General features: G+C 47.1%; 6 protein-coding genes. All 6 read right to left on the reverse strand.

Annotated features, from left to right (window positions below):
* Positions 1 to 114: 114 nt before the first annotated feature.
* The 6 genes from OK409_RS11835 to OK409_RS11860 all read right to left on the reverse strand — a co-directional run bounded on the left by OK409_RS11835 (position 115) and on the right by OK409_RS11860 (position 26,283).
* Positions 115 to 2,238 (reverse strand): ATP-dependent helicase, encoded by a 2,124-nt coding sequence (locus OK409_RS11835; protein ID WP_264367095.1) that lies wholly within the window; start codon positions 2,236 to 2,238, stop codon positions 115 to 117.
* Complete coding sequence (locus tag OK409_RS11840; RefSeq protein WP_264367096.1) at positions 2,235 to 8,582, reverse strand: DEAD/DEAH box helicase; 6,348 nt, start codon at positions 8,580 to 8,582, stop codon at positions 2,235 to 2,237. The genes OK409_RS11835 and OK409_RS11840 overlap by 4 nt, the downstream gene beginning before the upstream one ends.
* Positions 8,582 to 13,504 (reverse strand): class I SAM-dependent DNA methyltransferase, encoded by a 4,923-nt coding sequence (locus tag OK409_RS11845; RefSeq protein WP_264367097.1) that lies wholly within the window; start codon positions 13,502 to 13,504, stop codon positions 8,582 to 8,584. Before OK409_RS11845 ends, OK409_RS11840 begins: the two co-directional genes overlap by 1 nt.
* A 2-nt stretch (positions 13,505 to 13,506) precedes the next feature.
* Complete coding sequence (locus OK409_RS11850) at positions 13,507 to 16,371, reverse strand: DEAD/DEAH box helicase (RefSeq protein WP_264367098.1); 2,865 nt, start codon at positions 16,369 to 16,371, stop codon at positions 13,507 to 13,509.
* Between the two features lie 223 nt (positions 16,372 to 16,594).
* Positions 16,595 to 22,924: a DEAD/DEAH box helicase gene (locus tag OK409_RS11855; RefSeq protein WP_264367137.1), complete on the reverse strand. Its 6,330-nt coding sequence runs from the start codon at positions 22,922 to 22,924 to the stop codon at positions 16,595 to 16,597.
* The gene (locus OK409_RS11860) at positions 22,924 to 26,283 is read right to left on the reverse strand and encodes an STY4851/ECs_5259 family protein (RefSeq protein WP_264367099.1); all 3,360 of its coding nucleotides are present in this window, start codon (positions 26,281 to 26,283) and stop codon (positions 22,924 to 22,926) included. Before OK409_RS11860 ends, OK409_RS11855 begins: the two co-directional genes overlap by 1 nt.
* Between the last annotated feature and the right edge of the window lie 13 nt (positions 26,284 to 26,296).

Here is a 26,296-nt window from a genome sequence, read left to right on the forward strand (position 1 = left end):
CCACTTGATTTCCTAATCCTTACCAAATCAGCAAATCAGTGGCCGATATTGATAAGGGCTAAAATGCAGATAACCAGAAGCTGTAGCTTCTGGTTATCTGGTTATCTGGTTGTGTTACTCGCTTTCAGGCTCCAGTAAGAAACTAGGTTTACCGTATGATGAAACAAATAAACCTTTTACCGCACGCGTTGCTGCCACGTGAAGCAATGCTCGTTCATTGAACAACGCATCACGTTTCTCTACAGGATCATCTGAAGTTATTGCTTTCACCTCAGGTACAACACCATCGTTAATCCCGGCAAGGAAGACATACTGGAACTCAAGTCCTTTGATGCGATGCATCGTTGCCATACGCACCCCAGAACGTTGATCAGTATCACCGCTGTCCTGGCCTAAAGAATAAGTTTCAATTCCAGCATCATCTAACGCAGAAGCATAACGGTCATAGGCGTGCTTGGTACGGGCCGTTATACAAATATCCTGGGAACGCACATTATTAGCCAGTAACGCCTGAATCTGTTTAACGATGGTGCCTGCTTCTTCTTTAAAATCGGTAGCATGCGTTATGGTTGGTAAATCACCATGCAGCAATGACAAATAATCATTGCTGGCATCTGCTTCACCATCCAGGTTATCTACCTTAACTCCAGTCAACAACCCAACGGCAAACCGACGAGTTTCTTCGGTTGTACGGTAGTTAATTTTTAGTTTCTTACTTCGGCGGCCACGGACATTAATGCCACATTGCCCCAGGACAACCTTATTGCGATAGATCCTCTGATGCCCATCACCGACAATAAACAGATCATTAGGTGACTCAGGTACCAGACTACGAATTAGAGTAAAGGCCGGAGCACCAATATCCTGGGCTTCATCGACCACAATGCTGCTATAAGGTAACTGAACCTGTTTTTCTTTAAACAGGACAATCGCTTCATGCATCGCATCCCCCATTTCACGCAACTTTGCGCGTGCCATTTGGGAACGAAACTCTTCAAATACAGGCCATATTTTGGCTCGCTGAATACGTGACAATGCCGTTCCTCGCCCTAGCCGACTAACTTTAAGGTAGTCTTCACGACTGTAGACCGCATTAGGTTGCACTACCCGAGCCCATTCTTCCGCGTAAAAATTATCAGATAAACCGAGCTCTGCTGGGGCTTGCTGCAAGGCATAACTCCAGCATTTACGTCGACCTTCATCGCTTTCATAAACTACACGGAAATCATAACCATGACGTTTAAGTTGTTCACTCATCCAGGCATCAATATTAATAACTTCGATGCGAGCCATTTCTTCACGAGAACAAAGACGCTGTAAATTGGCGCGAATATCTGCAGCAAGGTTACGAGTAAAAGTCGTAAACAGAATTTTCTTGCCAGGTTGATCACCCAAACGTTGAGCAAGCCATCTTGCACGATGCATAGCGACTACTGTTTTCCCTGTACCTGCTCCACCCAATACACGAACAGGTCCGGTCGCTGGATTTTCTACCAACTTACGCTGGCTGGGGTGCAAAAAGATTCGCCACTTTTCTAGTGGTGCATTAAGCATTTGGAGCAGTTCTTGCTCATTTTCCACTACATGGAATCGACGCTTACTGCGTTCAATAGCTTCGATGAAGTCGTTAGTATCGACAAGCACATCTTTGCGGTCGTTAAACTCTTCCAGAACCTCTTGGTAATCCAATCCTTCAGACAACCAATGAAGTGGCTCCCAGGCCTCTGCAGGCATAACGTTTTCAAGCTGGTTAAGCCCATAGACATCCGTAAGAACCATAACCTGATCGATAAATACAGGAGGAACACCTAGTGCCAGGATCTGATCGGCTGAATATGCAGCAAACAGCTTAGATTTATCAGGTGCAACAGGTTCAGGCGCAGCCTTGATATAACTAATATCAATAACCTGAATCGCCCCAGTTAATGGGTGAATCGAACAGTCATGACGGCGCGCCCATTCATAGGCTTCGTCATGCTTGTCCACCCACATCAGCATATATATCGCGCCTTGTTCTGGTTTAAGCACGATACCGCGGTAAGTTTGATCAATGCGTACCGAATGAACATTGGCACTTCGAGCATCGTGAATCTTTTCGTAGTTCAGCCCATTACTGGTGGGATCCTGGCGAAACTTAGAAATAAACTCCTGAACTTTCTTCTGCTGCACTTTTGGGATACGCGCAAACGCCCCCAAAAAGCCATCAGAAAGTGCCACTTTTGGCGACTGAACCGTCATTTATCACCTCCTGACAGATGTTGTAAGGTTTCTTCGCTGATTGGGCCTAAAGCGACCTGCCAGCCATTTGTTGTGAAATGAGAAGCGAAGTTCTCATCTTCGAAAATGATGACCTGTTTCCGTTCAGGCCAGGCAAGATCGGCTTCTGCAATAATCTCACCCAGATCGTTTTGTAAGGCGTAGCCAGGAACAGGTGCTCCAAGGTCATGAGCCTGAAGCAAAGCAATTTCTTCACTGGTGAGTAATTCAAACTCAATAATTTCTGCCCAACTGGCATCTGACTGCACTTCTTGAGCTGCTTTTATCGGCACAACTACTAATTTTTCTTGTGGCTGGTGTATTGCTTTACGACTGGTAAACGACATATCAGGCAAAAATTGCAGCAGGTTCACCAAGCGCCAGAAACCATAAAATCCAGCTTCATAACCGCTATCTTCTGAATGGCGGTCATCAAAACAGAGATGTAGTCGTAATGCCTCACACAGCTGATCAGCAGTTGGCGTGATCTTGAGATAGCTCTGAAGTAGTACTGATGCCAACTCAATAAATGGTTGAGATGAACCGCAACTGTCCAGAAGCCCGCCAAAAACAAAAGGTTCATCGGGTGAGATTTGCTTCTGGCGTACTGGTGAGGCATTTTCCTGCATTTCATAAGCATATTTTTGCTGAACGCCAGGCTCTTGCGAACACTTAACGTCCAGCCATACCCAAGCGTGTGCAGCAGCTAACTTTTTCCAAAGTGTCGCTTTTTTCTCAGATTCAGACAGATAATCAAGCAACAAATCAAAGCTATTTTTGTCCTGCACAGAGCTATGCAAAGTAACAAAATTGATATCGTGGAATCGGTTATAAATTGTTGGATTCTTCATTGCCGGGTTGTGCCCAAGACCAAGCACGTCCTGCAGATGCTTACAGCCCGCTTCGTTGAGGTCACGCCAACCGATAGTCCAGACATGATAATGCCCGCTATCTTTAATTGCTTGCCGTTTCTGTACGTCGTCAGATATAGAATCTTTATGGAATGCATAACCATCAAGAAAAATCGCTACTGGTTTTATATCTGCTGATTGCGCAATAGGGTAAAGAACAAAATCAGGACGTGATGGAATACCCACTCCCTCTTTAACGCCTAAATCGACCTGCGCTTTTAAATGCCAACTGGAAGAAGACTCTACTCTGGTGCTGATAACCCAACCTGCGCTTTGGTGCGCGTAACTGCGGCTAACAACTAAGCTTTTTTGCTCCTGCAGGCAGCTGATAAATCGCTTCTCAAGCTCAGACCCCATCATTGCATCGAGCGAAATACTATTAATGGTTTTAATTTGGCGAATTTTATCGCTGGCTTTAAGAATTTGCGCCAATAGGACGCGCGACTGGTCACGTGAAACAAACTTCATGCGTCCACGATCACGATAGGCGTACACACAGCGATAGCAGCCATCTTTGCTGGTATCGTGATTACAGCTACATTCCACTAATGCCTGATAGGCCTGCTGCAATAATTTCAGCAGGTTGTCTGGCGTTCTCATCAACTCTTTGAGAGAGCCCGTTCCTCCCGGTACCGTGTCGTAGATAACCAGATATTGCCGCCAAGATTCACCTTCATTTTCAGGTTCGCGATATACAACGCCCTTAAGATGATCAACATTTCCCCTGAAGTAGTGTTTCAACCCAAGCTGGATGGCCGCAGCAAGGGAGGACTCAACAATACGGTCATTACTGTAACTGGTTACAGGTAATAAAACACGCAGCGCTTCGGATTCCAGCTGGCGATAAAGATAGAGGTAATCTTCAAACTTCGCTTTTTCTGGCTCACTGCGATACTTGCAGCTCAGATCATGATCTCGCCGCGGATCATTATTACGCGGGCGTTTAACCATTCCACAGCTCAGGCATACCCGGAAACCAGTACGTCGTTTTTTGTCACCCGCAATCATTAACTCGCTGGCATCATCAGCCATCTTGCCGAAGTTAATATCGCGCAGAGTCACTTTACTCAAGAACTCAAAGCCAAACGGGACTTCGCCTTCGTCAATGGCATAGGCCGCCGTGACATCCTGAGGTTCATAACTCACCAGTAACTGCCGCTGGAAGAAAGTCGGTTCGCGGCTATCACTTTCATCGCTGATTTGGCTATCGCGTGCACTGGCACGAGCATAGACCTGACGCAATTTCAGTAAGGTCGTTTTCTGCCCTGCATCAGCCCAAACAGGCGTGCCACATTTTGGACAGTATTTATGCTGGTCACCAGTTTGATCGATATTTTCGCTATAGTTGCAGTGGCTACATATCCGCCAGTTTTCAGGCTTCGAGACGTTAAGATCGATTTGTTCGATCTCTACTTTATGCCCACCAGCATAAAAGTTATTCAAGGGGGCTAGCTCAGCCAGCGCTGTGGCGGCTGGGCGTTCATACTCATAGGTTGTGTTTTGGGATTCGCGCTCTGGGCCCCCTTCTTTACGTCGCCACAAAACTGAACGCAAAGTCACACCGGCTTCCGGGAAAGCATAGTTAGGCAGTAACCCTTCATCAGTGAGGAAATTCAGGGTCTGCTTGTCATTTATCTGACGTACTAATGACTGCAATGCTGAACGCTCAGAAGTAAGTTCACGCAAATCAGCTTCGTAATTTTGATCTTGCGGCACCGCCCTCAACTTCTCGATGCTGTATTTCAATTTATCAATACGTGCACGCAGTGACTTGCGATCTTCGAGTAATTGCGCCAGTGCTGTATCTATTCTTTGTTCAAGCGAACGATAGCTTTGTTCACCGGTGAGGTAATGGGTCAGTTGCAGCAGAGTATCAGCTTCCAGTTGCGGGAAAATCCCGGCAAAACGTTCAGCAATCGCCACACGATGTTCCTGCACATAGCGCAGGAAATTGTATGGGAAACCGCCCTTACGGCCAGTATCCAATTCATCGAGCATCTGCTTCACGTTTTTACTGATGGCGGAACCCGGCACACCGGTTTTTACCCAGTTATCCAGGCAGAACGCGGCGAGTTGTCGTTCGAGAATCGCCACCGCATTGAGAAATACACCGGGAGCCTGAACCTGCCCCTGCATCATCTCCAGCGGTTCTTCAAAGAAGAACTGATCGTGTGGATTCCCTTCGGCAACAGTAATGTTTAATGCATTCCCGTCTTTACGCCCGGCACGCCCGATACGCTGTAAATAATTCGCCTGAGCTGGCGGCACGGAACAAAGCAGAACCGAAGAAAGATCGCCAACATCGATCCCCATCTCCAGCGTAGGCGTCGCTGATAATAAATTGATGTTCCAGGGCTTAGTGCCGCGATAGAACGATTTTTCCGTCGCCTCGCGATCTTCACGGGTAAGTAAGCCGGTATGCTCAGCTCCCATGACACGAGCAATATCCATATTGTCCCAACGCAGCGTCGGCTTGCTATCTGTAATCTGGTAGCGACCTTCATCACAGCGCAGTGACATACAGGGGGCATTTTCCCAAAGCCACGCCTGCTCAGTTGGAGCGCGAACGATTTCCCGACAGCACGTACAGCTAAGTTGAGTGACATCGCGGCTGACAACCAGTGCCGAAGTACTCAACCCCCAAGCTTCACGACCTTTGGTATCGAAAGATGTCACCATTCCTGCACGTTGCAGCGCCGTATAAAGCAGCCGCAATATCGTTTCCGAAGTACTACTGATGAAAATATTATCACCGCTGTTTAATGAGCGCGTCAACCAACGCTGATACCAGCTTGGGTTGTCCTTAGATCCGATAAGACGGTGGAAGCCGGTGATTTTTTCAAAGGAGGCGTAGACGGGTTTGCGGGTTTTAGGCCCGATAGATGGCATATAGCGTGATGTACGCTCTTTTTGCGTCATCATAAAGGTCGTGCCATCCCGGCGATAACTTTCAAATGCCGGATGCATCACCGCACCAGCATGGCGCTGATACCACAAAATCCCTAAAGCCAGATGTGTGACTTGTTCAACCGTCACACCGTTCATCAGGTCACCCAACTCTTCACAAAGCTGCTGATGTAGCGCTTTAATTGCTGGGTTAAGCCGTTCAGTATCCACGCCGGTAGCAGCAAAACCCGTGGTCTCTAACGTTCGTCCTATGCTGGCGCGAAGAGTAAACTCGCTCCACACCTCCCAGTCGAGACGTAACCGAACCAACTCAGGGAGATCCGAGTTTTCAGTAAGCTGGCCTTCAATTTTTAACGTCTGATAATCGTTGAGCCACTGCATATTTGGCGCGATGAAATTCGCCACAAAATGTGCGTCATCGGTCGAGGTCTCACGCGTTTGCTGGCAAACCTTCTGGGCGAATTCGTCAAGCCGTAAGGTTTCACCCACATTGAGTAAACGGGCAATCTGCCCACGCACCATTAATGGCCACGTACGAGCAGTAAAGAAACTGGCGCGGTGGGCAGCGTCTTGTACGGAGTCTGAAAAAGTGATCAGCTTTTTATGTTCGTTAAACTTACTGCCATAGAGCTGGTGGATCATCACCGCCGATAAGCTGGCCGCACGGGAACCGAGGATCGAGATACCATTTTTGCTGTTGCAATAAGGGCATTCGTTGGCGAACTCAAGCTGGTCTTTGCGCTCTTTGAGCATATCTGGGATCAGTACCCGAACCATTTCGCTGTACCCACAGTGCCCACACTGCACGTTGGATTGCTTATTAAGCTTCAGGCAAGCCGGGCATAATTTTTGATGCATACCGCTAACGGCTTTTTCACTCTTATCCGGGAAGGCCAGCACAATCGAGCGGCCCTTTTCAAAGAACTGGCGATAAATCCCATCAAGATCGGTTTCCAGCTGCACATTTTGCCCGTGGCGCATACTCACCCAACCGGTGGCATGGCAGTCACGGCAGTGGATGACTGGCAGGTGATGTTCTCGGTCTTCAACGGTCAGGTCATCGGCAAAAACCAGTTGCGGTGTTTTTGAAACGCTGGCCACCAGGCGGCGCATTTCACGTAACCATAATTGTGAACGCAGCTGTACAAAGGGTAAGACCGGGCGTGGTTTACCTGCTGCAATTCGCTGCTGATGGTCGCCTGGGTTTTCCGGTACTTCCAGCCTGGCCTGAGCAATCAGCGCCAGAATACTTTGCAACACCAGAGCAGCGTGCTCCGCGCTTTCAGAAAGCATGACCTGTAAGTTTTCAAGGCACTGCTGTTCGGAAAGAATACCGCCTTGTAAATCACGCAGTAACACATGCAATACGCTGTGACGACGTAGCATTTCACCGAGTGCTACGCGTTTTTCACGCCCGTTATCGTCTTCCAGATTCTCAGGAAGACGCAATGTACTTTCCGGGAACCAAAGAGGTATTTGCCCGTTTAGATAGTCAACTGGCGTGGCATAACGATGAGGTTCAAGCGCCGTTTTATCTTCTGGCGCGGGATACTGGCTGTTAGTAATTTCAAAGCCTTGTAGGTACTCGGCTGCGCTATAACGATCTTCGCGGATCACCGCAGCATCAGTGAACGGCTGATCAAAAATAGTTTGCGCGTAATCCAGCAGTTGCCCCAGCTCATCTCCCACTGTCGCGGAAGTGCCAACGCAAGCAAAACGTCCGTTATCGACACCGACATGGTATTTAAGCCGGCGCACCAGACAGGCCAAATCGGAGCCTTGCGCACCATCAAAAGTATGCAGTTCATCCACCACCAGATAGCGCAACATACCGGGCTTATTGTGCCTCCACAGCTTTTGGTCGCCGGGACGCATCAGCAGGTAGTCGAGCATTTTATAGTTAGTCAGCAGGATATCTGGCGGGCTGTCGCGCAGCGTATGTTTGCAGGTAATCACCTTATCGGCAGACATTTTTTTGCTTGGGTGTTCTTCGCTATCACCAACAAACAAGCCTACGGTGACTTTACCGTGCAGGCGTGGATCGCCACTGATAGTTTGAGCAAAGCGGCTGGCCTGATCGGTCGCTAGGGCGTTCATGGGATAGATGACTATCGCTTTCACCCCGGCACCCGGCGTTCCCGCGCAGTAGTTAAGCAGCGGGAACATAAAGCATTCTGTCTTACCGGAACCCGTGCCGGTTGCCACTAATGTGGGCTGAGGCTCGTCATTCCCCAGCCGTTCAAAAGCCTGTGCCTGATGGGCATGCGGCGGAAATGGCAGCGACAGATGGGGGAAGAAATCCAACGGTAACAAACTTTTACGAAACGGCAACTGAGCGGAGAGATACGGCCCTTTCAGTAACGCTTCCGGCTGGCGTAAAAACTGCTCCAGCATATTGATATCTTCGTTCTCTTCGCCATTGAAGAGAGGGCTATTGAGCGGAAAGGCCGCGCGTAAAAACTCGGCAACGCTGTCGGCTACCTGCCGACTGACAACGGAAGGCAGCATCAGATGCTCTCCTTATCACTTTCAAAGAATGCCCAAGCGACTTTATAGTCGTCTTCGCGGTCTGGCTTGATAAACGGTGCCTGCCAGGTCACAGTGCGGCGCTCGCCCTCATCGCTGCGGGTGTAGTCATCAAAAGTCACGCTGACGGTGCCGCTTTGCAGGTGTTTAACATCATCCCAACCGATAGCCAATTCCTCGCCATCACCGCCCTTCCAGTCCGGGCTATCAACTGAGAACCTATAACCATTTTTCAGATCGGGTTTACGCGCGGTGCGCGGCAGGCCTACGCCCACCAGCCCTTTGCTTGGAGTAAAGATAATGCGGCCGATTTGATCGTACCAGGTGTCAGCTTCGTTTTGACGCATGACCGGGAACTGAACGCGGTAGATAGTCAGCAACTCTTCGAGTGTTAAACCAAGAGCCTGAGCGACAAGAACGTCGATTTCCACCAGCGCCTGACGGCGGGAGTAATCAGTACGTAGCGCACAGTTACGGTTCCATTCAGGAGTCAGATTGGTGAAGAAATCCTGTGGAAGCTGGGGGAGGTTACGGCTCCAACTAAGTCGATTGAAAGAATAGGTGAAAAAATTCAGCCACAGTTTTTCAAAATGTTTTGTTAAGCTACTTAAAGCGAGTAATCGCAGAGATGTATGCCCAACTAAGCCGACTAAAGGAAAATTGGCCCAACTGGCCATTAAGTTACTTCTACCAGTACTCTTAATGAAAAAATCACCCACTAATGAAACACTCATTAAAAATTGTTGTAAAAGCAATTCTTCTGATTTGAACGAGGTACTTTGCACTCCATGAATGTGTGCAATGGCCGGAGGTAAAATGGATGCAATAAGAGTCCGTTCACCTGATTGAGATAACATTCCTCGATAGCCTAATCTAAAATAATCCGTCACCTTTCTCGGTTCATCTTCGCCCGGCTCTGTCCAGGTTACTCGCGGTGTACGTCTGGCATATTCCTGCTCATCACATGCTGGAATGTAGTTGGTACGCGGCAGGTAATCGTCTGGCAGAGTCAACAGATCGAGATTGTCATATGCTTTATTCGTATCACAGACTGTTTTTGGCGTATTGTAGAATGGATTGCCAACAAAAAAGTGCGGTCCTGATAAAACCCATTGTGAGGCATCTTCTGGAAACTGTGTTTGCCGTTTTGTTGTCCCGTCACGTTGAGCGTAGGTTTCATCAAACATTACGGTCGAATAATACTCACCCTGCAAATCCCCCAAACGCTTCGGCTGATCAGCAAACTTCTCAAGTACTGCAACAAGTGGTGTTGCATGTAAAGCAGGCAGGCGAGCTTCTAATGCAGGAGTTCCAGCTGAATCATAGAGACGAGAGAAAAGATTTAATTGCTTTTGATCAATGTTTAGGATCCGTTCCTTATGCCCCTGGAAGTTCCACTTAACCTTTACTTTCCCATCCATTTCACTTTCTTCTTTGATACCAGGGACAATACCCTCACCCTTATGTTCAAAGCTTGCATCAATTGTTTGGGGAATAAATAAATTCGACACATGAGAAAATTCAGGGCTAAAACAAAACGGGCCGTAGACATTAATACTAAACAATGTCTGGTTATGGACTTCAGAGAAGAGTTTCGTTTCATTAATAAATTGAAAATGCGCTCTTAACCTCGGATACACAGCAGCACGCAACTGCCCGCCTTTCGGATCGTCATATATCCCTTCAGGGTGCAGGAAGCCCGCCACACCGCTTTTTGCTCCCAAACGCCATGCTTGGGGTAAGAAACATTTATACAGGTTGGTTTGCACACCACGCAGCACAGTATAGTTCTGCTGCGCATTGAGGAAATTCTGCATCCCTTCACAGCCTTCGTATTCACTGCGCCAGGCATCTTCCAGCGCAGGGATGTGATTGAAGATTTGATCGCGTAGCGTTACCAGTTTTGACGCACTCAATTTACGCAGCACAAACTCCGGCTCGTAATCACCCAGCACGCCCGCTTCCTGCCATTCCACTTTCAGCCATGGCGGGTTACCCAGCATCAGGTCAAAACCGTCACGTTCGGCAAACAGATCGCTGAACTCTAAATCCCAGTGGAAGAAACGGTGTTGTTTACGCAATGCGTCTACCACTTTCAGGCGCGGTAAATGGCGGAATAACACATCGGTTTTCAGGCGACCGGTACCGGAGAACAACGATGCTTCTTCACGAATGCTTTCTTCTTCATCAAACAAACCGGCCATGATGTTTGATTCAGCAGCTGTCACTTCTTCCGTCACCACAATACCGTCGAGCAGGGTCTCCAGATCAAACAGCCAGTCACTGCGATCCGGCAGTTCATCGGCTTTATCAATCGGCCAGAACCACAACGCACACCAGTAGTCCATCACCCAGCGCAATTTTTGATAGTCGCTATTGTCCTGATGGCGTTTGCTGAACGTCTCGTCTTTGCTGCGCATACTGGAGTGACGCTGCGCATCGGAAGGCAACGGCCAGACTGCATAGCCATCCGCGGTGGCTTCGCGTTCTGCTTTAAGCTGCTGGCGATATGCACTCCACAACGCTTCTAATTTGCTGCTGATACGCTGCAAATCATTAATTTCATGAGGCTCAAAGCTTGCGGTAAACCCTTTTCGCCATGCATCTAACAGCTTGTATTCATCCGGGTAACGCTGCTTAACCGTTTTATCGCTGTAGTTTGCCATGCCGCCATCCGGCAGCAGGAAGTGGAAAATCTGTTTTTCGTCACGCGGCGTGTTCATTGCCAGCTCAGCAGGTTCACTGTTAAGCCAGCTTGGGTCTTTAGCCTTTTTATAAGCCAGTTCGCTCTTATTAAATACCTGACGCCGGGTGCCGACCAGCGAGTTACCGCAGTGCAGCTGGTAACCGAACCAGGGCACAAAGGTGTCACCGCTGATGGCGTTCAGCCACAGGGAGACTTCCGCCAGCTCCACCGCCACCGGGTTTAAGTCCACGCCGAAGACATTGTTATCTGCGATGTACATTTTCACCCGTTGTAATTCCTGGGTGTACTGATCCTGTGGAATGCGTCGCCCTTCAGCCTGCTGCTTATGGAACAGATAGGCTTCCGCTAACTGGTTGATGGCTTCGTTAAGGAACGCAGCACTTCCCATTGCTGGTTCACAGACGGTGAGTTTTAAAATCGCATCGGCTTTAGCATGCGGGTCGGCTATCGGCTCAATTTGCTCTTTAAACAGCTCTTTAAGTGCGTATTTAACTAACGATCGAGTGAGTACTTCCGGGGTGTAGTAAGACGCCGATTTCTCACGGTCACGCCCGGCCATGCGATAGATAAAGCTGCCACGGCGGTGAATACGCAGACTGCCATCTTTCTTGTAGACCTTTTCGTCGTCTTGATATTTGGCTATCTCATCGGCACTGACGAAGTAGCCGGTTTCCAGCTCGTTAAACTCTTCCCCGGCTTTTTTCACTTCATAGAGATCGTGGCTGGCAAAGAATCCACGATAAGAGAGCAGTGCTTCATACACCGCACCTAATTGGTTAATCCCTAACTGGCGATAAGAAATACGCCCACGACGCGCAAAACGTCCTTTGCCTGGACGGCTAAGGGACATCGCCTGAATAACCTGTTGCAGCGTTTCGTTGCGGAACACAACACGGTTTAAATAAGGCGTGTTTTCTGCCGCGAAAAGATGGCTTTCCAGACGAGGGATTTTGAACTGGTTGCTGTGGACGCTGATCTGCTCGCCGCTGATCCAGTCACTCTGGATCTTCTCGCCGCCTTTGTAGCCTTCACGCACCAGTTTGAACAGCATATTCAGGCTGTCATGCAGGTAGCGGCCATTTCTGTCCTCTTCGCTGGTAAGCGGGATCATTTCCAGTTCACGCAGCGTTTCCAGGCTGTAACCTTGCAGATAGGTCCGCGCCTGCATTGGCGCATAGCCCAGTTCTGGACGTGCTTCGATATAGAAGAGGAACAGCAGACGGTACATATAGCGCAGGCATTCACGGCTGAGATCTTCCGGGTTAACGGCACGATTACCCGTATAGTTTGCCAGCCCTCGCTCAATGAGGTAACGCATCGCTTCGTTGCCGAGTAATTCGATACTTTCACGCAGCGCATATTTCAGATCTTCAGATACACCAAACGCATGTTTGTGGGAATTTTCATCAAGTGAATCGAGATAAGGTGCGCCACTGCCAGGCATGAGCGAATCTTTGTGCAGTAACACCGCCGTCGCTTTCAGCGTTTCCGTTTCACGGCGGCTTAAAATTTCTTCGAAATCAAAGCGTAGCAGGCGGTTTTGCGCCCACTTGGTGCGGTCCAGCAGCAGCAACTGGCGGTTGCCAAGCAGCAAGACAAATCGCGGTGGTTCTGGCTGAGTGAAGACTTCTGTCGAAATCAGATCCTGCCAGGAACGGTATTCACCACGGGCATTTTTACGCAGATTATCACGGTGCTTTTTATCTACATCAGCCGGGAACTGAGCCTTTAGCAAGGATAACGCCAGTGGATCGAGTGTGCCCTCTTCCACATCATGGGCTTCAACGATCCATAACCACGGGCTGCCATCCAAGCTGTTATAACGCGCCAGTACAGGAAGAGGAGAACCGTCCTCCAGCACCTGAATTTTCGGGTTCAGTTCGTAACCCAAAGCTTGTAACAGTGGCTGCCAGCGGCTGCGTTGATCCGTCAGACGTTGCGGGATCTGGCGCTGTTTTTCCTGTTCAGATAACTGGCGGAAGAAGGTTGTTGCCAGGCTATTTAGCTGATTCCAGGGTGCCCGGTAGCCCGGTGTAAACTCTTCGCCCTGTTCTCTGGCAGCACGCTCTACTTCACGAGCGGCATTTTCCTGTTCGTTCCACGGCTCCAGAGCTTCGCGGATATCGCTGGTAAATACTTCGCCCAGATAATGGTTGGAGTAAAATTCGTTTTCGTTATTAATACCGACCAGCGCCATGATTAACCCTCCGCTCCAGTGATAACAGCAATGACCTGAATGTAGGGTTCTTTTTCTGTCGTCATCGTGTCCTCGATCCATTCGATATAGCTGTTAAAGTTGTGTTCAATTTCACGCTGACGCTGCTCTTTTCGGCTCTGTTTAACGGATTCTTGCTGTTTGTTTTCAGCAAAATCCAACTCCAACTGGCCTATCTGGCGTTTTCTGAGTACATCCAGCTTTTCCAGATGTTCAGTGAGCTGTTGGTTAATTTTGTCTTCGAACGCCTGACGATCATGAGCAAAAACATCGCGAGCATGATCAATCGCTTTTTCCAGTAGCTGCTGCTGGCGCTGATGGTTACGTTGCTCGCCACCAGCATTGGTCAGCTTTTTGCCAAGCTGCGGGTTGTTTGCCAGGAATTCAGCAAACGGCAAACTCCCGGTTAGCTGGTCAAGATTAAAACTCACCACCAGCCATGAATTCACCATCGGGTGGGATTTACGATTCGGGAACAAACCCGAGAGAATAAAATGGTCTTCATCTGGCGAAAATAGATGCGGCAGGCGAATCACGGGTGCCTGATGGCGACCAAAGGCAGACTGCATTTTGTCATCTAACCACTGCACCACTGGGTTGATTTGCCAGAGATAATGAATATCTGGCCAGGCGTGTTGCTCCCCACGGGAACGGATAATGGAATCAGTGATGACCTTTTTGTCCTGGCTTAGGTAAAGCTGGCCATTTTCCGGGGTGATTTCTGGAGGAAGCTGATTAAAGCGTCGGCGTAACTCTTCCGGGGCCACCAGCGACAGAGTGTTATCAGGCAAGGTTTCGTATTGAATACGTTGACCACTGGCCTTCAGATAACCCAGGGCTTTTTCGCAGTAGGTCTGTTCATCAGCGAAGAGGCTGGTATCCGTGGCAGTTAACGACTGTATGTCGTCGGAAACCACATTACTCAGTTCGCTGAATAAATCGTGTTCAGCACTTTCCCCGACGTTACTGTTCAATAGCTCATCAAAGAGGCTGGCACCGTTATCGCTACCTTGCATCATGTAGCCTGCGACCTGCTCTTCTTCCTCTTCCTGGGTAAACTTACCCGTGAATTCTGAACTGTCACCGATATTTTTCTGCGCTTGCTCATCTTTGTTGATCAGCACTTCCAGAACGCGCATATCGCCATTGATTTGCGGCTCATTCGCCTCAGTTAACAGGTAACGAATTTGTGGAACGTGCTTTTGGCCGTAGCGGTCGATACGCCCGTTACGTTGCTGGAATACCATCAACGACCAGGGAATATCGAAGTGAACCATTTTGTGGCTCAGGTGGTGCAAGTTGATACCTTCCGATGCCACATCAGAGCAAATCAGCAAACGCAATGGTGACTGTTGCTTACCGAAGGCTTCAACAGTTTCCATCAGCACGGTATCACCCTGATCTCCACGTAATGTAGCGACTTGCTCTGGTTTGATTTTGAGATCAGCAAGCAGTTGCTGATGCAAGAATTCCAGCGTTTTTATGCTCTCGGTAAAGATCACCAGACGATCGTTAGAATTATTCGCTTTCCATTTGAGATCGTTGCGGATGGTTTCCAGCAATAGCTGGTATTTGCTGAACTGACTGGCATCAACATTATTCAAAGCCAGCAGCAGAGAATGCAGTTCATTATTTTGGCTCTGGCTATTAACTTCTTTTCGACTTTCCAGGCGCTTTAAACGGTTCGCAACCACACTGGCACAAGCCATAGGGCTTGAGAACAAGGCTTTCTCCAGCGTGATTTTAAACAGATGACCTTTGTTGGTAGAAGTATCTTCATCGTCGTCATCGCGGAATTTACTTTCAAGCAGACGGCGATAAACTTCTTCTTCTGCAGATGTCGCATCACGTTTCAAGGCCTTGATTTCACGCTCCGGGAATTCGCCAGCCATTTGGTCTTTCACGTCTTTCTTGAAGCGACGCACAACCAAATTTTTATCCGCGAAATCTGCGTACTCATACTCTTTAGGATTGGCAATCGCAGTGGGATCAAGCATGTTCATCAGGCTGGCAAAACTTTCAGCTTTACCATCGTGAGGGGTCGCAGAGAGCATAATTAACGTATCGCTTCGCCCGGCCAACAATTTCGCCAGTTTGCTACGTAATGAACTGGTGCCACGCTCGGCTACATTATGGGCTTCATCAATAACGATAATGTCCCACCAAGCATTTTCCAGATGGTGGCGGTATTCAATGTCTTGTTTCAGGGTATCGATGGAAATAATTGTTTTATCGAAATAGTGAAACGGGTTGTGATTCGTTGGGATGCGGTTACGTACTTTTTGCAGGCCAGCAGAGTCCAGACGGGTTAAAGGAATGGCAAAACGACTCCAGAACTCTTTCTGAAACTGGGTCAGCATCGATTTAACCGCCAGCACCAGAATACGTTTACCACGGCCACGACGGATTAATTCAGAAACCAGAATACCTGCTTCGAGCGTTTTACCCAAGCCTACCGCATCAGCAATCAATATACGTTGGCGTGGCTGCGCCAACGCCATTAGCGTTGGATCAAGCTGGAAAGGCATCGAATCCATCGCTGCGTTATGCCCGAAGTGAACCAGATTATCCGTCGGCACTCGCTGACGCAGCTGGCTTTCGATATACAGTTGTGATGCCTGATAGTTGGCGGAGTCGTCCTCTACCAGCTTAGTTTTTGCAGGATCCAGGATTTCAATATTTTCTTCCAACCCTGTCAGAAACAACCCTTCTTTACCGCGTACCATTTCCGAAATGCCGTCACAAATCAGCAAATGACCGCCATCACCACTGTTGTCTGCACGACGAATACGCCACTCTGCGTCACGAATAACGACCCGCATCCCGGGTGCATAATTTTGTTCGTTCATCGGTTTTTCTGTCTATTGTGGCAGCAATGCTAATCGGCGGCTTATCGGTGCCCGCACGGCATACTGCGATAAAAAAGAGGGAGTTAAAGGGTATCACGATGACTGATGAATGTGATGGCTTAATGGGAGATGTCTCGCAATAATTGAGTACATTTATTAAACAGGCACATGGGAATAGTGCGCTTCGTCAACCCCCTGCCCTGAACAGGCAGGGGGGCTTCAATTACCCGACAATAATATAGCTATGCAAACCGCTATCCGGAGCAATGAGATTGGCTCGGCTGGAAGCAACGATTTCGACTTGCCGGGAAGGATGCTCTTCGAAGTCAAAGAATGAATCCCCCTGGCAGCGCCAGTAGCCAAGCCCCATATCCAGCAATAGATAACCTGTGCTGCCATCTTTGAATGATACGGTTAACTCACGGCCATGGTCAGTCGTTCGGTTATCACCAACAAACCATGAAATATTCCCGGACCAGGCAGGGCCAAGATACCCTTCCTCCAGCAATGTCCTCACCACCTGTTCCCTGTCTTCCTCGTTGAGCCATGCGTTAAATAACGAGTCATGTTGGCGCGAACTGTAGTCGAGTTTTTTCACTGATATCGAGAGTGCCGCTCGTTCTGCTAGCCCCTGTTCGACCAATTCAGTCAGCAGTTCAGCCAGCAAACGTGCCGTGAAAGGACTGTTAACGTAACGATCTCTGTATTGCACCTGAGCTATCTCACGCTTTTCGGCGAAAACACGCTTCCAGAATGGGTGTTGACTGCTTATAAGCGCCCAGAAACGTGACCCGAAACCTTCCAATGGGCCATCAAGTTGGTGGGACAAATTGATTCGAACCGCTCCTGCAGGCAATTCAGGTAACAGTTCTTCCGCAGAGAGTGTATTTCCAGGAAGTACCTTAGCAGCAGATACCAGGCAAGACACAACAGGAGACGTGGCACTTTGCCCCCAGCTATCACCAGGAATAGTTATTGCATCATTGCCTGCGGCCCATTGCAGGCAATGGTCGTCACCAACGATTTGTGCCAACCAGCGACCCTGTCCCTGAGCAAGCAGGCTCTCAGGGACAGGATGGATGCATAACGTGTTACCCGGCATCGCTGACAATGCCGACAACTGATGGCGTATTTTCTCAGGTAACTCAGCTAATGTGGTGGTGATTAGCAGTTCAACCTTGCCTCCCGAGGATGCAAACCGCAGTACATCCTTCAATAATGGCCACTGCGCAAAATCCCACTCCTCTGTCACTCCGGATATTACCAATGAGAGAGTGCCGTAACGCCCTGAGCTAAGATGCTGTGATAAACGCAGCATTAGAGGGATAGTTTCAACCCGGCTGCCCGGCCCGAAGAATTGATATTCCGGTGCAAGTTTCAACATCTGCAAACGCGTACTGGTGAGCAATGGTAAGGCACGATGGCGATCCAACTTACTGACATAGTGCTGACTGTCGTAACTGAGTAAGCAGTGATGACAGAATTTATCGCATGAGCAATCAAGTAACTTTTTGGCGTAGTTAAACACTTCGCTAAAAATATCAATTATTTGAACTGCATAACCTGCCCCGCCTGCATTATTGTCATAGATGAAAATCGAGTATCCATAAGCATTGTTACTATCGCGGGATTGCTGAATAGTGACGCCCAGCTCGGTATTTTCAATACCTAATTTATGCGCCAACCCTTCACGTGATGCGACAGCCAGGGAACGTGCAGCAACATCATCAGTAATCAGCAAACCGTTTTCGTCATTAAGCTGCAGTTCAACCATGTCTGTACGGCTGCTGTAACCTAACCACAAATCTTTATGAACATGACCATGGCACAGCTTGCTGCTGCCTTGCCGATCATTACTGCCGCCACGCAACAGAAGATGCGTATTTTCTAGTGCAGGATTTTTGAGTGTTGCCGGTGTGCGTTCAGCTTCTGTTTGTGACTCGGTGCGCCCACAAGACAAGCAAATGGCATAGCCTTTCCCGAACTCACCATCGCTGAAATGGAATAACTCACCACTATTGCTGAAGCGGTAACGCCCCAGTGATGTATCTGGCAGAGAAACCCATACAGCTGAAGGCACCAGAACCCGAGGGTCCTGATAAGGCAATTGTGCGGGCATAGACACATCGTTATGGGCCTGATAACGGATATCTGTTGCAAAACCAACCGGTTGCAAATAGCGCCTCACGGTGAGTAGTGATTTTTCTGCACCACAATGGCTACAACCTGCAGGATATGTTGCGCTGGTAGACCCCGCACCACATTGGCGGCAGTGCCAGAACCACGGAATATGATGGTCGCCTTTTAGCTCCTGGCCACTCCCCAATACTTTACCGAGCATAATTCCTGCGGACCGGTAGACTTTTCCCCCTAAAACCACATCGGCACCCGGTGCATATTCACGCAATGCTGTAGGCAAGTCACGACTTGGCAGTTTTTCGAGACTACGTGAAAAGTTCTCAATGCCCTCTTTCTGATCCAGTTGACTGGCTTTTAACGCTTTACGCTTTTCAAGTTCATCAGCTGTCAGGAAGTTAAAATTAACGACCCCAACAGGGAAACCGTGTCCAGGAAGAAAAGCTTCACTGATCAATTTTGAAAATAGATATGCACTACGATAATCACGTAATTGATAGGCAATGGCTTTACCCGCAGGAGTTTCTTCCCAGCCGGTATTGTCTGCTTTCAACGATTCAATATTTTGTAGCAAAATAGCGAGTTGATTACGCCAGTGAAGCTCTGCTTTCTGCATCATTGCATTGGTACGCGAAAGCAACTGGGAAGCAGTCAGAGACGTTAATACCGTTCCCTGAACCAGCCGTTTCAACTTGTTGGCCAATACTTCTGATTGGCCATTCATCCAATTCAAGAAACGTTGACACTGGCTATCTTCACCCTCAAAAAACCATTTACAACTCAGCTTGGTCGCATCCGGCACTTCCGCCCTTAAAAACAGACCAAGTACCAGCGCATTGACGTGGCGCTGGACAATGCTTTCGCTCTCAAAGCGTACCTGTGGAGCCTTGGAACTACTGTTAAATGGCCAAAGCGGATCTTTGAAAACTTCCATACCATGGGCGGTATTTTTGCATAAGGTAATTGCTGCTGAAGCTGATTCACCTCGACGCCCTGCACGGCCTGCACGCTGCAGATAGTTAGCTGGAGCAGGAGGGACGTTATTCATCGCAACCAAGCTCATACCGCCAATGTCTACGCCCATTTCCATCGTCGTAGAGCAGTTCAACACGTTTACTTTCCCAGCCTTAAACAGTTTTTCGTTAAACTGGTTTTGTTGAGGTGTGCGCTGTGCAGAATGCTCTTCCAGGCGATACCAGCCATCCTTCAGTGCCAGCCTGTCGCTACGGGTAGACCACACACCTTCACGTCGAGCGCTCTTGATTTGCGGGTCATCTTCCAGCCATTGTAACCGCTCATCTCTTGGCAACTCACCGCCACCCGACAGCCGCCAGTGGCGCATTGGCAATTCAGGCATTTCAACCAATGCGGCCTTCTCAGGAGCAATGCCTTCACTTCCAGGTAAATAAGGTGAATAACCGAGCAGGGTTACATCAAGTGCGCGCCGGGTATAAGGGCAACGCCAGATCTGTTTGGGGCTAAAGAAATAAGCTTGTTCTTTAATATCAAATTGATAACCAGACTCAAACTGACGTAGATTTGGCCTGAGGGCATCCCAAGCCTCTTTCATTAAATTATTAACTAAATCTTTCCAGTAAGTTTGATCTGGCTGAATCGCTGGGAATACAGCCACCAGTAACTTAATGACCCGGTTGTAATGACGATCGCGAATTTGTGGCCAAAGCTGATCACGCTTCTGTTCTTTATATTTTTTATCCGGACCTTGTAGCATTTTTACCGGGAAACGCGTTCCCATCCAACGGGGATAATGCTCATTCTCGTAAAAAACAGCACTGTTTTCACGGATAAAGAAATCAAGGGTAATTTTCAGTAGATTACGCCATTCAGCAAGTTGCTTATCTGGATCTGGCAGAAGGCTTTTCCAATCCTGAGGACAACGATTCACGTTATCAATAAAAGGATAATGAATAGCAACAAGACCCAAATTTTCTAACGTCCATGCATTTTTAGGGCGGCGTCCAAATTCACTGTACAGACAAAAATCAGCAAACTGTTGTTTGGTTAAATCAAGCCCAGATATTTCTTTGAAACTACCTCGCATTCGGTCAGCCAGATCAACGCTACCGGATAGCTGCTCGACCAATGTTTGCCAGGAAACAGATTTCACCTTCTGACAACCCGAGCCAGAAAGTAACATTTCCATTGCCTGAGCATGTGCTTCGCTTTGTGAACTGATGGCTGCCGCAATGGTATTCACAGCGAGAATTTCATTTGGGCTTAACACTTCATGTGAGGTTATCGCCTTACTTAAAGCCTCGACTGCACTCTTAAATATTGGAACTACAGAGAATTGGGCAATATAAGGTTTGAGCAATTCTTTCTGCTCGTCGCTCAAACCAGCAGAATCCTCTGTTATGTTCGCTAACTCTTGATAGCAAAGGGTTCTGAGGGTTGATTTATCTGCATCTTGCTGTAAGCGTGCAGAAATTCGTGCCGTACCCTGACGGGAATCGGTAAATGTCAGTAACCGACGACCATTGAAAGGCCCTTGCTGTTCTTCCAGGTTTTTTGGTAATGGGGAGAATTCAAGTAACGTTGGAATAATGTCACTTAGAAAGAAAGGTGCCCCCAAACGCAGTGGGCGAAATAAAGGATTATTTTTCCGCTCAGCATCACCACAGCAAATACAAGTAAAAAACGTCGATTTCCCTGCATCACGGTTTTCCGGTCTCAGCAAATTTACTTCATAACCAACTGCGGAATTACTGACTATTTTCCCTTGGTTGTTCTCTTCGAGTGAGACAAATGTTTTCTCACCGGTATCAGCTAAAAGACGATCAAACTGGTGACCGCTCTCTTCGCTGTCTTCATCTTCATCATCACGATATAAGTCTACTTCAAGAGCAAACTCGTCTTCATCGGCAACAGTAGGTTGTGCAGACAACCATGTAGTGCCATCATTTTTTAATTCTTCCTTTGCCGATAAATAAGCTGTGCCACAGCCGGAACAACGGAGTACTTCGAAAACAGGTGCACCACAATCACAAAACAGGCGTTGCTCAGACCAAACTTGTCCAAATGACCAATCTTTATTCTGTAATTCATGAGATTTATGGGCACATTGCCGATTTGAACAAGCCCATAGCCCAGCCAGAGTTCGAATAAACCCGTGCATACGTAAAGGGGTAAAAGCCAGCGAATTATCTGATGTATCTGCACGTGCTTTAGCCATCAGATCAAGTATTTGCAATAATTCCCTGTTGGAAATTTCAGGCCAAATATGCCGAGCAATCGCCAGTAATTCACTTAAACGCACTGCTGGGTTCTTTTGCTGAGTTAAGGCTCGCCGTAGTTCTTGTGTCACTCGGTACTGACAAAGCTGCTGATAAAGTTCTGTCGGGGTAAGATTATTAAGTGAAGTTAATGACAATGGAAATTCAGCTCGAATATGCGTATCAGATATAGGTGGGATCTGACGATAACCACGTACTACTTTTACATTCCGCTCAGTCACACCGGCCAAATCAGCAACAAATTTTGCCAATTCTTGATTGCCCTCGACTGAATCTTCACCAATCGTGGCCGATGTTGCAATGACCTGAACAGGATTATCGGTCCCTGGACCGACATTAAAGGCCTGCATGACACGGCGCAGTAATAATGCCAGCTCTGCCGCCTGGGAACCAATATAGCTATGCGCCTCATCAAGAACGATATATTTCAACATCCCCTGTGATTTATCAACGATAGGAGCATCTTTACGTCGAATAAGCATATATTCCAGCATGGTGGTATTAGTTACCATAATAGAAGGTGGGGACTCGTATATTTCCTCTCTACTCAAAGCTTGTTCTGGAATTTTTTTCTGCTCTTCCTGAACCTCATATTTCGTGTGTTTTGTTTCACCGTTATAAAGCGCAAAACGAATTTTTCCTTTAAACCCTTTTGTCCAGTCACGTAACCGTTCCTGTTGGCTGTTAATTAGGGCATTAAGCGGGTACAAAAAAATAGCCTGAGTCCCCGTCAGTGGCTGCCTGTGCACTTCTTGCTGCCGAATCAGATCCTCCAGTACAGGGACCATGAAACATTCTGTTTTTCCTGACCCAGTACCACTGCTCACTAATAAGGACTGTTTATCTTCAAGAATAGTACGCCAGGCTGTTAGCTGGTGGGAAAAAGGCACCGGTGCATGACCAAGTGCATTAACCAAATGGTTAGAAATGAGTTTGCCTCTAAGGGCATCCATTGTTTCACTGGCAGGCATCCAACCAAAAGTACTTTCAAATACGGGATCGGCAAGCAGAGAACCTTGTTGTCCTGGTGTTCTGAAATACTGAGATTCCAGATATTCGGTCAGCGATTTGCTACGCAATGCTAATTGACTCACCACCGAACGCACTGCTCGCTGATGCAGCTGATCTAAAAGCGGTGCATAATGAAGCTGCTGGACTTTCATCAATGACAAACTCCTACTTGCTCAAAATAATACTGATAAATGATACCCAATTGTTGCGGGGCTTGTTGATAGTGAATTTCGAATAGTGATGAAAGCTGGTACATTACATTATTATCTTTATGAGATAACAACGAGGAGACCAACATCAAATTAAATAGTTTTTCAAATTTCGAGTGATACCTATCTTCATTCCAAAATTTTTTAAATATAGGAATCAGGTCAGGTGATATGGCCGACAACCATTGGTCCTTAGTAAAGGTCCCAACACGACCAAAACTATCTGGATTGCGTACCAGCATTTGTTTCGCTTCATTAAACTGCTCACGGTTCACTGATGGAACTCCAGAACACAATGATTGTGATAATTTAAATTTTAGTTTAAGCATATTGACAACCACTGCGAATCGACGGTCAATGGCCGCTCTATTACTAATAAACACAACAAATGGCTGTAATATATTTAACGCCAGAGTTTCATCACCGATCTGAGCTGCAAGAGAAACATAACTATCATGAAACGACTTACTCCAATGCTCAAATGGAATCCAACCCCATGAGAATGGCAATTCATTTTGCATATCGTAAATAAGCTCACTATCACCAGACAAACATGATGCGATTAAGAGCTGAATTAGAGCCAGTGGATCCCTGGCGAACTTGTTAAACAAATCGTGCACATGCAAAGGTAAATCGCCTGAGCTTTTATATTTTTTTAAATATTCAACTACTGAGTAAGCAGACTGCTGCAATGGATTGTTTTTTATATCGGACAGAAGTAATTTAATCTCATTTTTACGCTTTGATTGCTCCGGCTCACAAAGTGATTTTATTAACAATTCATCGTGTACGGGTAATTTATCGCTCCATCTTAATAATGGTTCAACCCGAATACAGTTATCTAGCTTGCCAATTATTAACCAAGGCCCACTGCTATCACTCGTTGACGAAAAATCATAACCTAATGCATCTTTCTGTAAGGTCATAACGCATGAAGCAGGATCTGTAAGTGAAAATGCTTGTACAATTATTTCACTAGCTCGATCTTGTGGAAAGCTAATTGCATCCTGAACATCAATATGTAGACGGTCATCTCGTTCAATAAACTTACCATCATATCGTTTTACGTTTAGCGTTGAACCGACTTTTCCTAATTTCTCAGCGTAGAAATCAAGATGTAATGAGCTATTATTCGCCCATGAGCACGCCAGAAGTGATTTTAATAGGTAATATTTCTCATATAGCGAAACTTGTTGTAAGTTTTCATTGCGCCCAGTTAATAATGGAATATCCATGGATAAAAAATGATATTTTTTAGAAAGTGGGTTCTCATCTTTTAACTCTATATTTAGAAAACCTTTTCCCACTGAAGATATAGTTAGCAAGTCTGCATTCACCCCATGTAAATGTTCTACTGATGCAATACCTTCAGAAAATGTCTCACCTTCATGATTAACAAATCGACCCCCTGCCACAGGAGAGGGTAATAACAGCTTAAGATTACAACCATCACGCCAGGTAACACGCAGGTCTATTGTAATATTTTTGGAAACATTACTATCGAAAGGAACGATACACTCTTGAGCCAGATAGTCAGTTTTTAATAAATAATTTTCATTATTTGTGTAACGTTCTACCCGCGTTTCAGCAATCCCGGAAAGAGTAATAATTCCTTTTTGGGCTGAGTCGGGAACAATTTTAATATCAAAATCTGCTGGTAGAACAACCATTCGGCCACTGAATAACACTTCATTATTAACCATATGCCGTACTTCAATTTGCCCTTTGGGTATTGCAGCTGAGACTGGGGACCATGTAGCGTTCCCTGAACGTATTGAACGCCAGTAAAGCTCGTGCTCAGGAACAATTCCATGCTGAAGTTCCTTTTTCCAGGCTATTTTAGGCTTGGCCCGATGAACAGGATAGTCAGACTTAACCAGATCGACCTCTGACGGTTTAATGAAATATTCAGTAGATGAATCAAATGGTTGGAGAGTACGAACTGTACAAATCGCGCCATCATGTAAAATAACACTAAATACCCCACTGACTTTCGTTAAACTACGAGCACTGTTCTTCAAAACCCGTGGAATATCAAACTCGCCATCCCCACTAATATCCAGATGACTATTTGTAGGCAACGAAACAAATAGAGATTCTTGAACCGAACTTACAGATCCCATGCCGAATAATTTTAGTTGTGACTCACTCTCGTTCATTGCTTCAAAAAACCATGGAAGATCTTCTGTCAGCTCATATCCCCCTTTCGGAATTCCCCTGCCTATAAGTGCCGGTCCTTCAAACAACATTAATGATATTTCTCCCATCGCCTCCATGCCTGAGATTTTTTGTGTCGCAGCTGGCAACAACTCAATCCGCCAATCTTGATGTTCATGACGGCTTAGCATTGCCAGACGTGCTCCACCATTTATCCATTGTGCAGAAATAATCAGTCGCGATTGATCCTGTTGTATTTCACACTCAAATAAGGCTTTAAGCTGTTCAGTACGTAGCATCCCAGGAAAACGGAAGCGTGCATCACAGAACCAACTGTCATCGACATCGATCCAAATTCTTTCTATTAAGATGCCAGAAGCGGCGCGGGTTTCTGATGTTTGTGAAAGTAAACGTCTGACTATTTCTGCAGCATTTTCTTCCAGGAGAACGAGAGGTAGCTGGTGATGCCAGTTTGGTAATCTCTTGCGCAGTGAGTCAATAGGATCTCCCCCGTGATGACCACTTTCGTTAAGAAGTTTAGAAAGCGTCCAGCAAAATTCACCCGCTACTTCATAGACAAGCTCGTTTTGCATTGTACCAGGAATAGTGTCACTCAAGTCTTCCGCAATCTTAACTGCTGAGACATTACCTTGTGACCCTCTTAAAGCCCGATAAATCCGCCTGAAGTAGTTTATTAAATAACCACTCTCGTTTTCTATCATACGCACTGGCAATCCACCTTCGCAGGCCAGTGTATGTAAGTAACCTGAAGCTTGCCCCAGACTCCTCACTTCTCTTTTCCAGTAGCGTATACCTTCACTGACAAGCTTCTGGCGATGCTGATATGGAATTTGCCAGTTTATGGACTGTAAAATAGCATCCCATTTGGGATGGCCAGCAGTGTGATTCCGACGAATAAATTCGGCTGCATAAAGACAGAACAAAGCATCGCTGTAAGAAATAAAGACCGTTTTGGGATAGCTCCGAGGGACATGACTGCTAAGAATCTGAGCCAGTTTCGCGAATTCGACATCTTCGCATCGATAGGCATAGAGAGCTCTTCCATCTGCTACTGTTAGCTGGCGTTTTTTAAGAAAATGTTTAAGCCACAGCAAAAGAGGGTTAGTTGGCGTCTTCACAAGCATCCTTTTTGTCCGA

It is taken from the genome of Pantoea sp. RG18, from assembly GCF_025910075.1.
Taxonomy (GTDB): Bacteria; Pseudomonadota; Gammaproteobacteria; order Enterobacterales; family Enterobacteriaceae; genus Pantoea; species Pantoea agglomerans.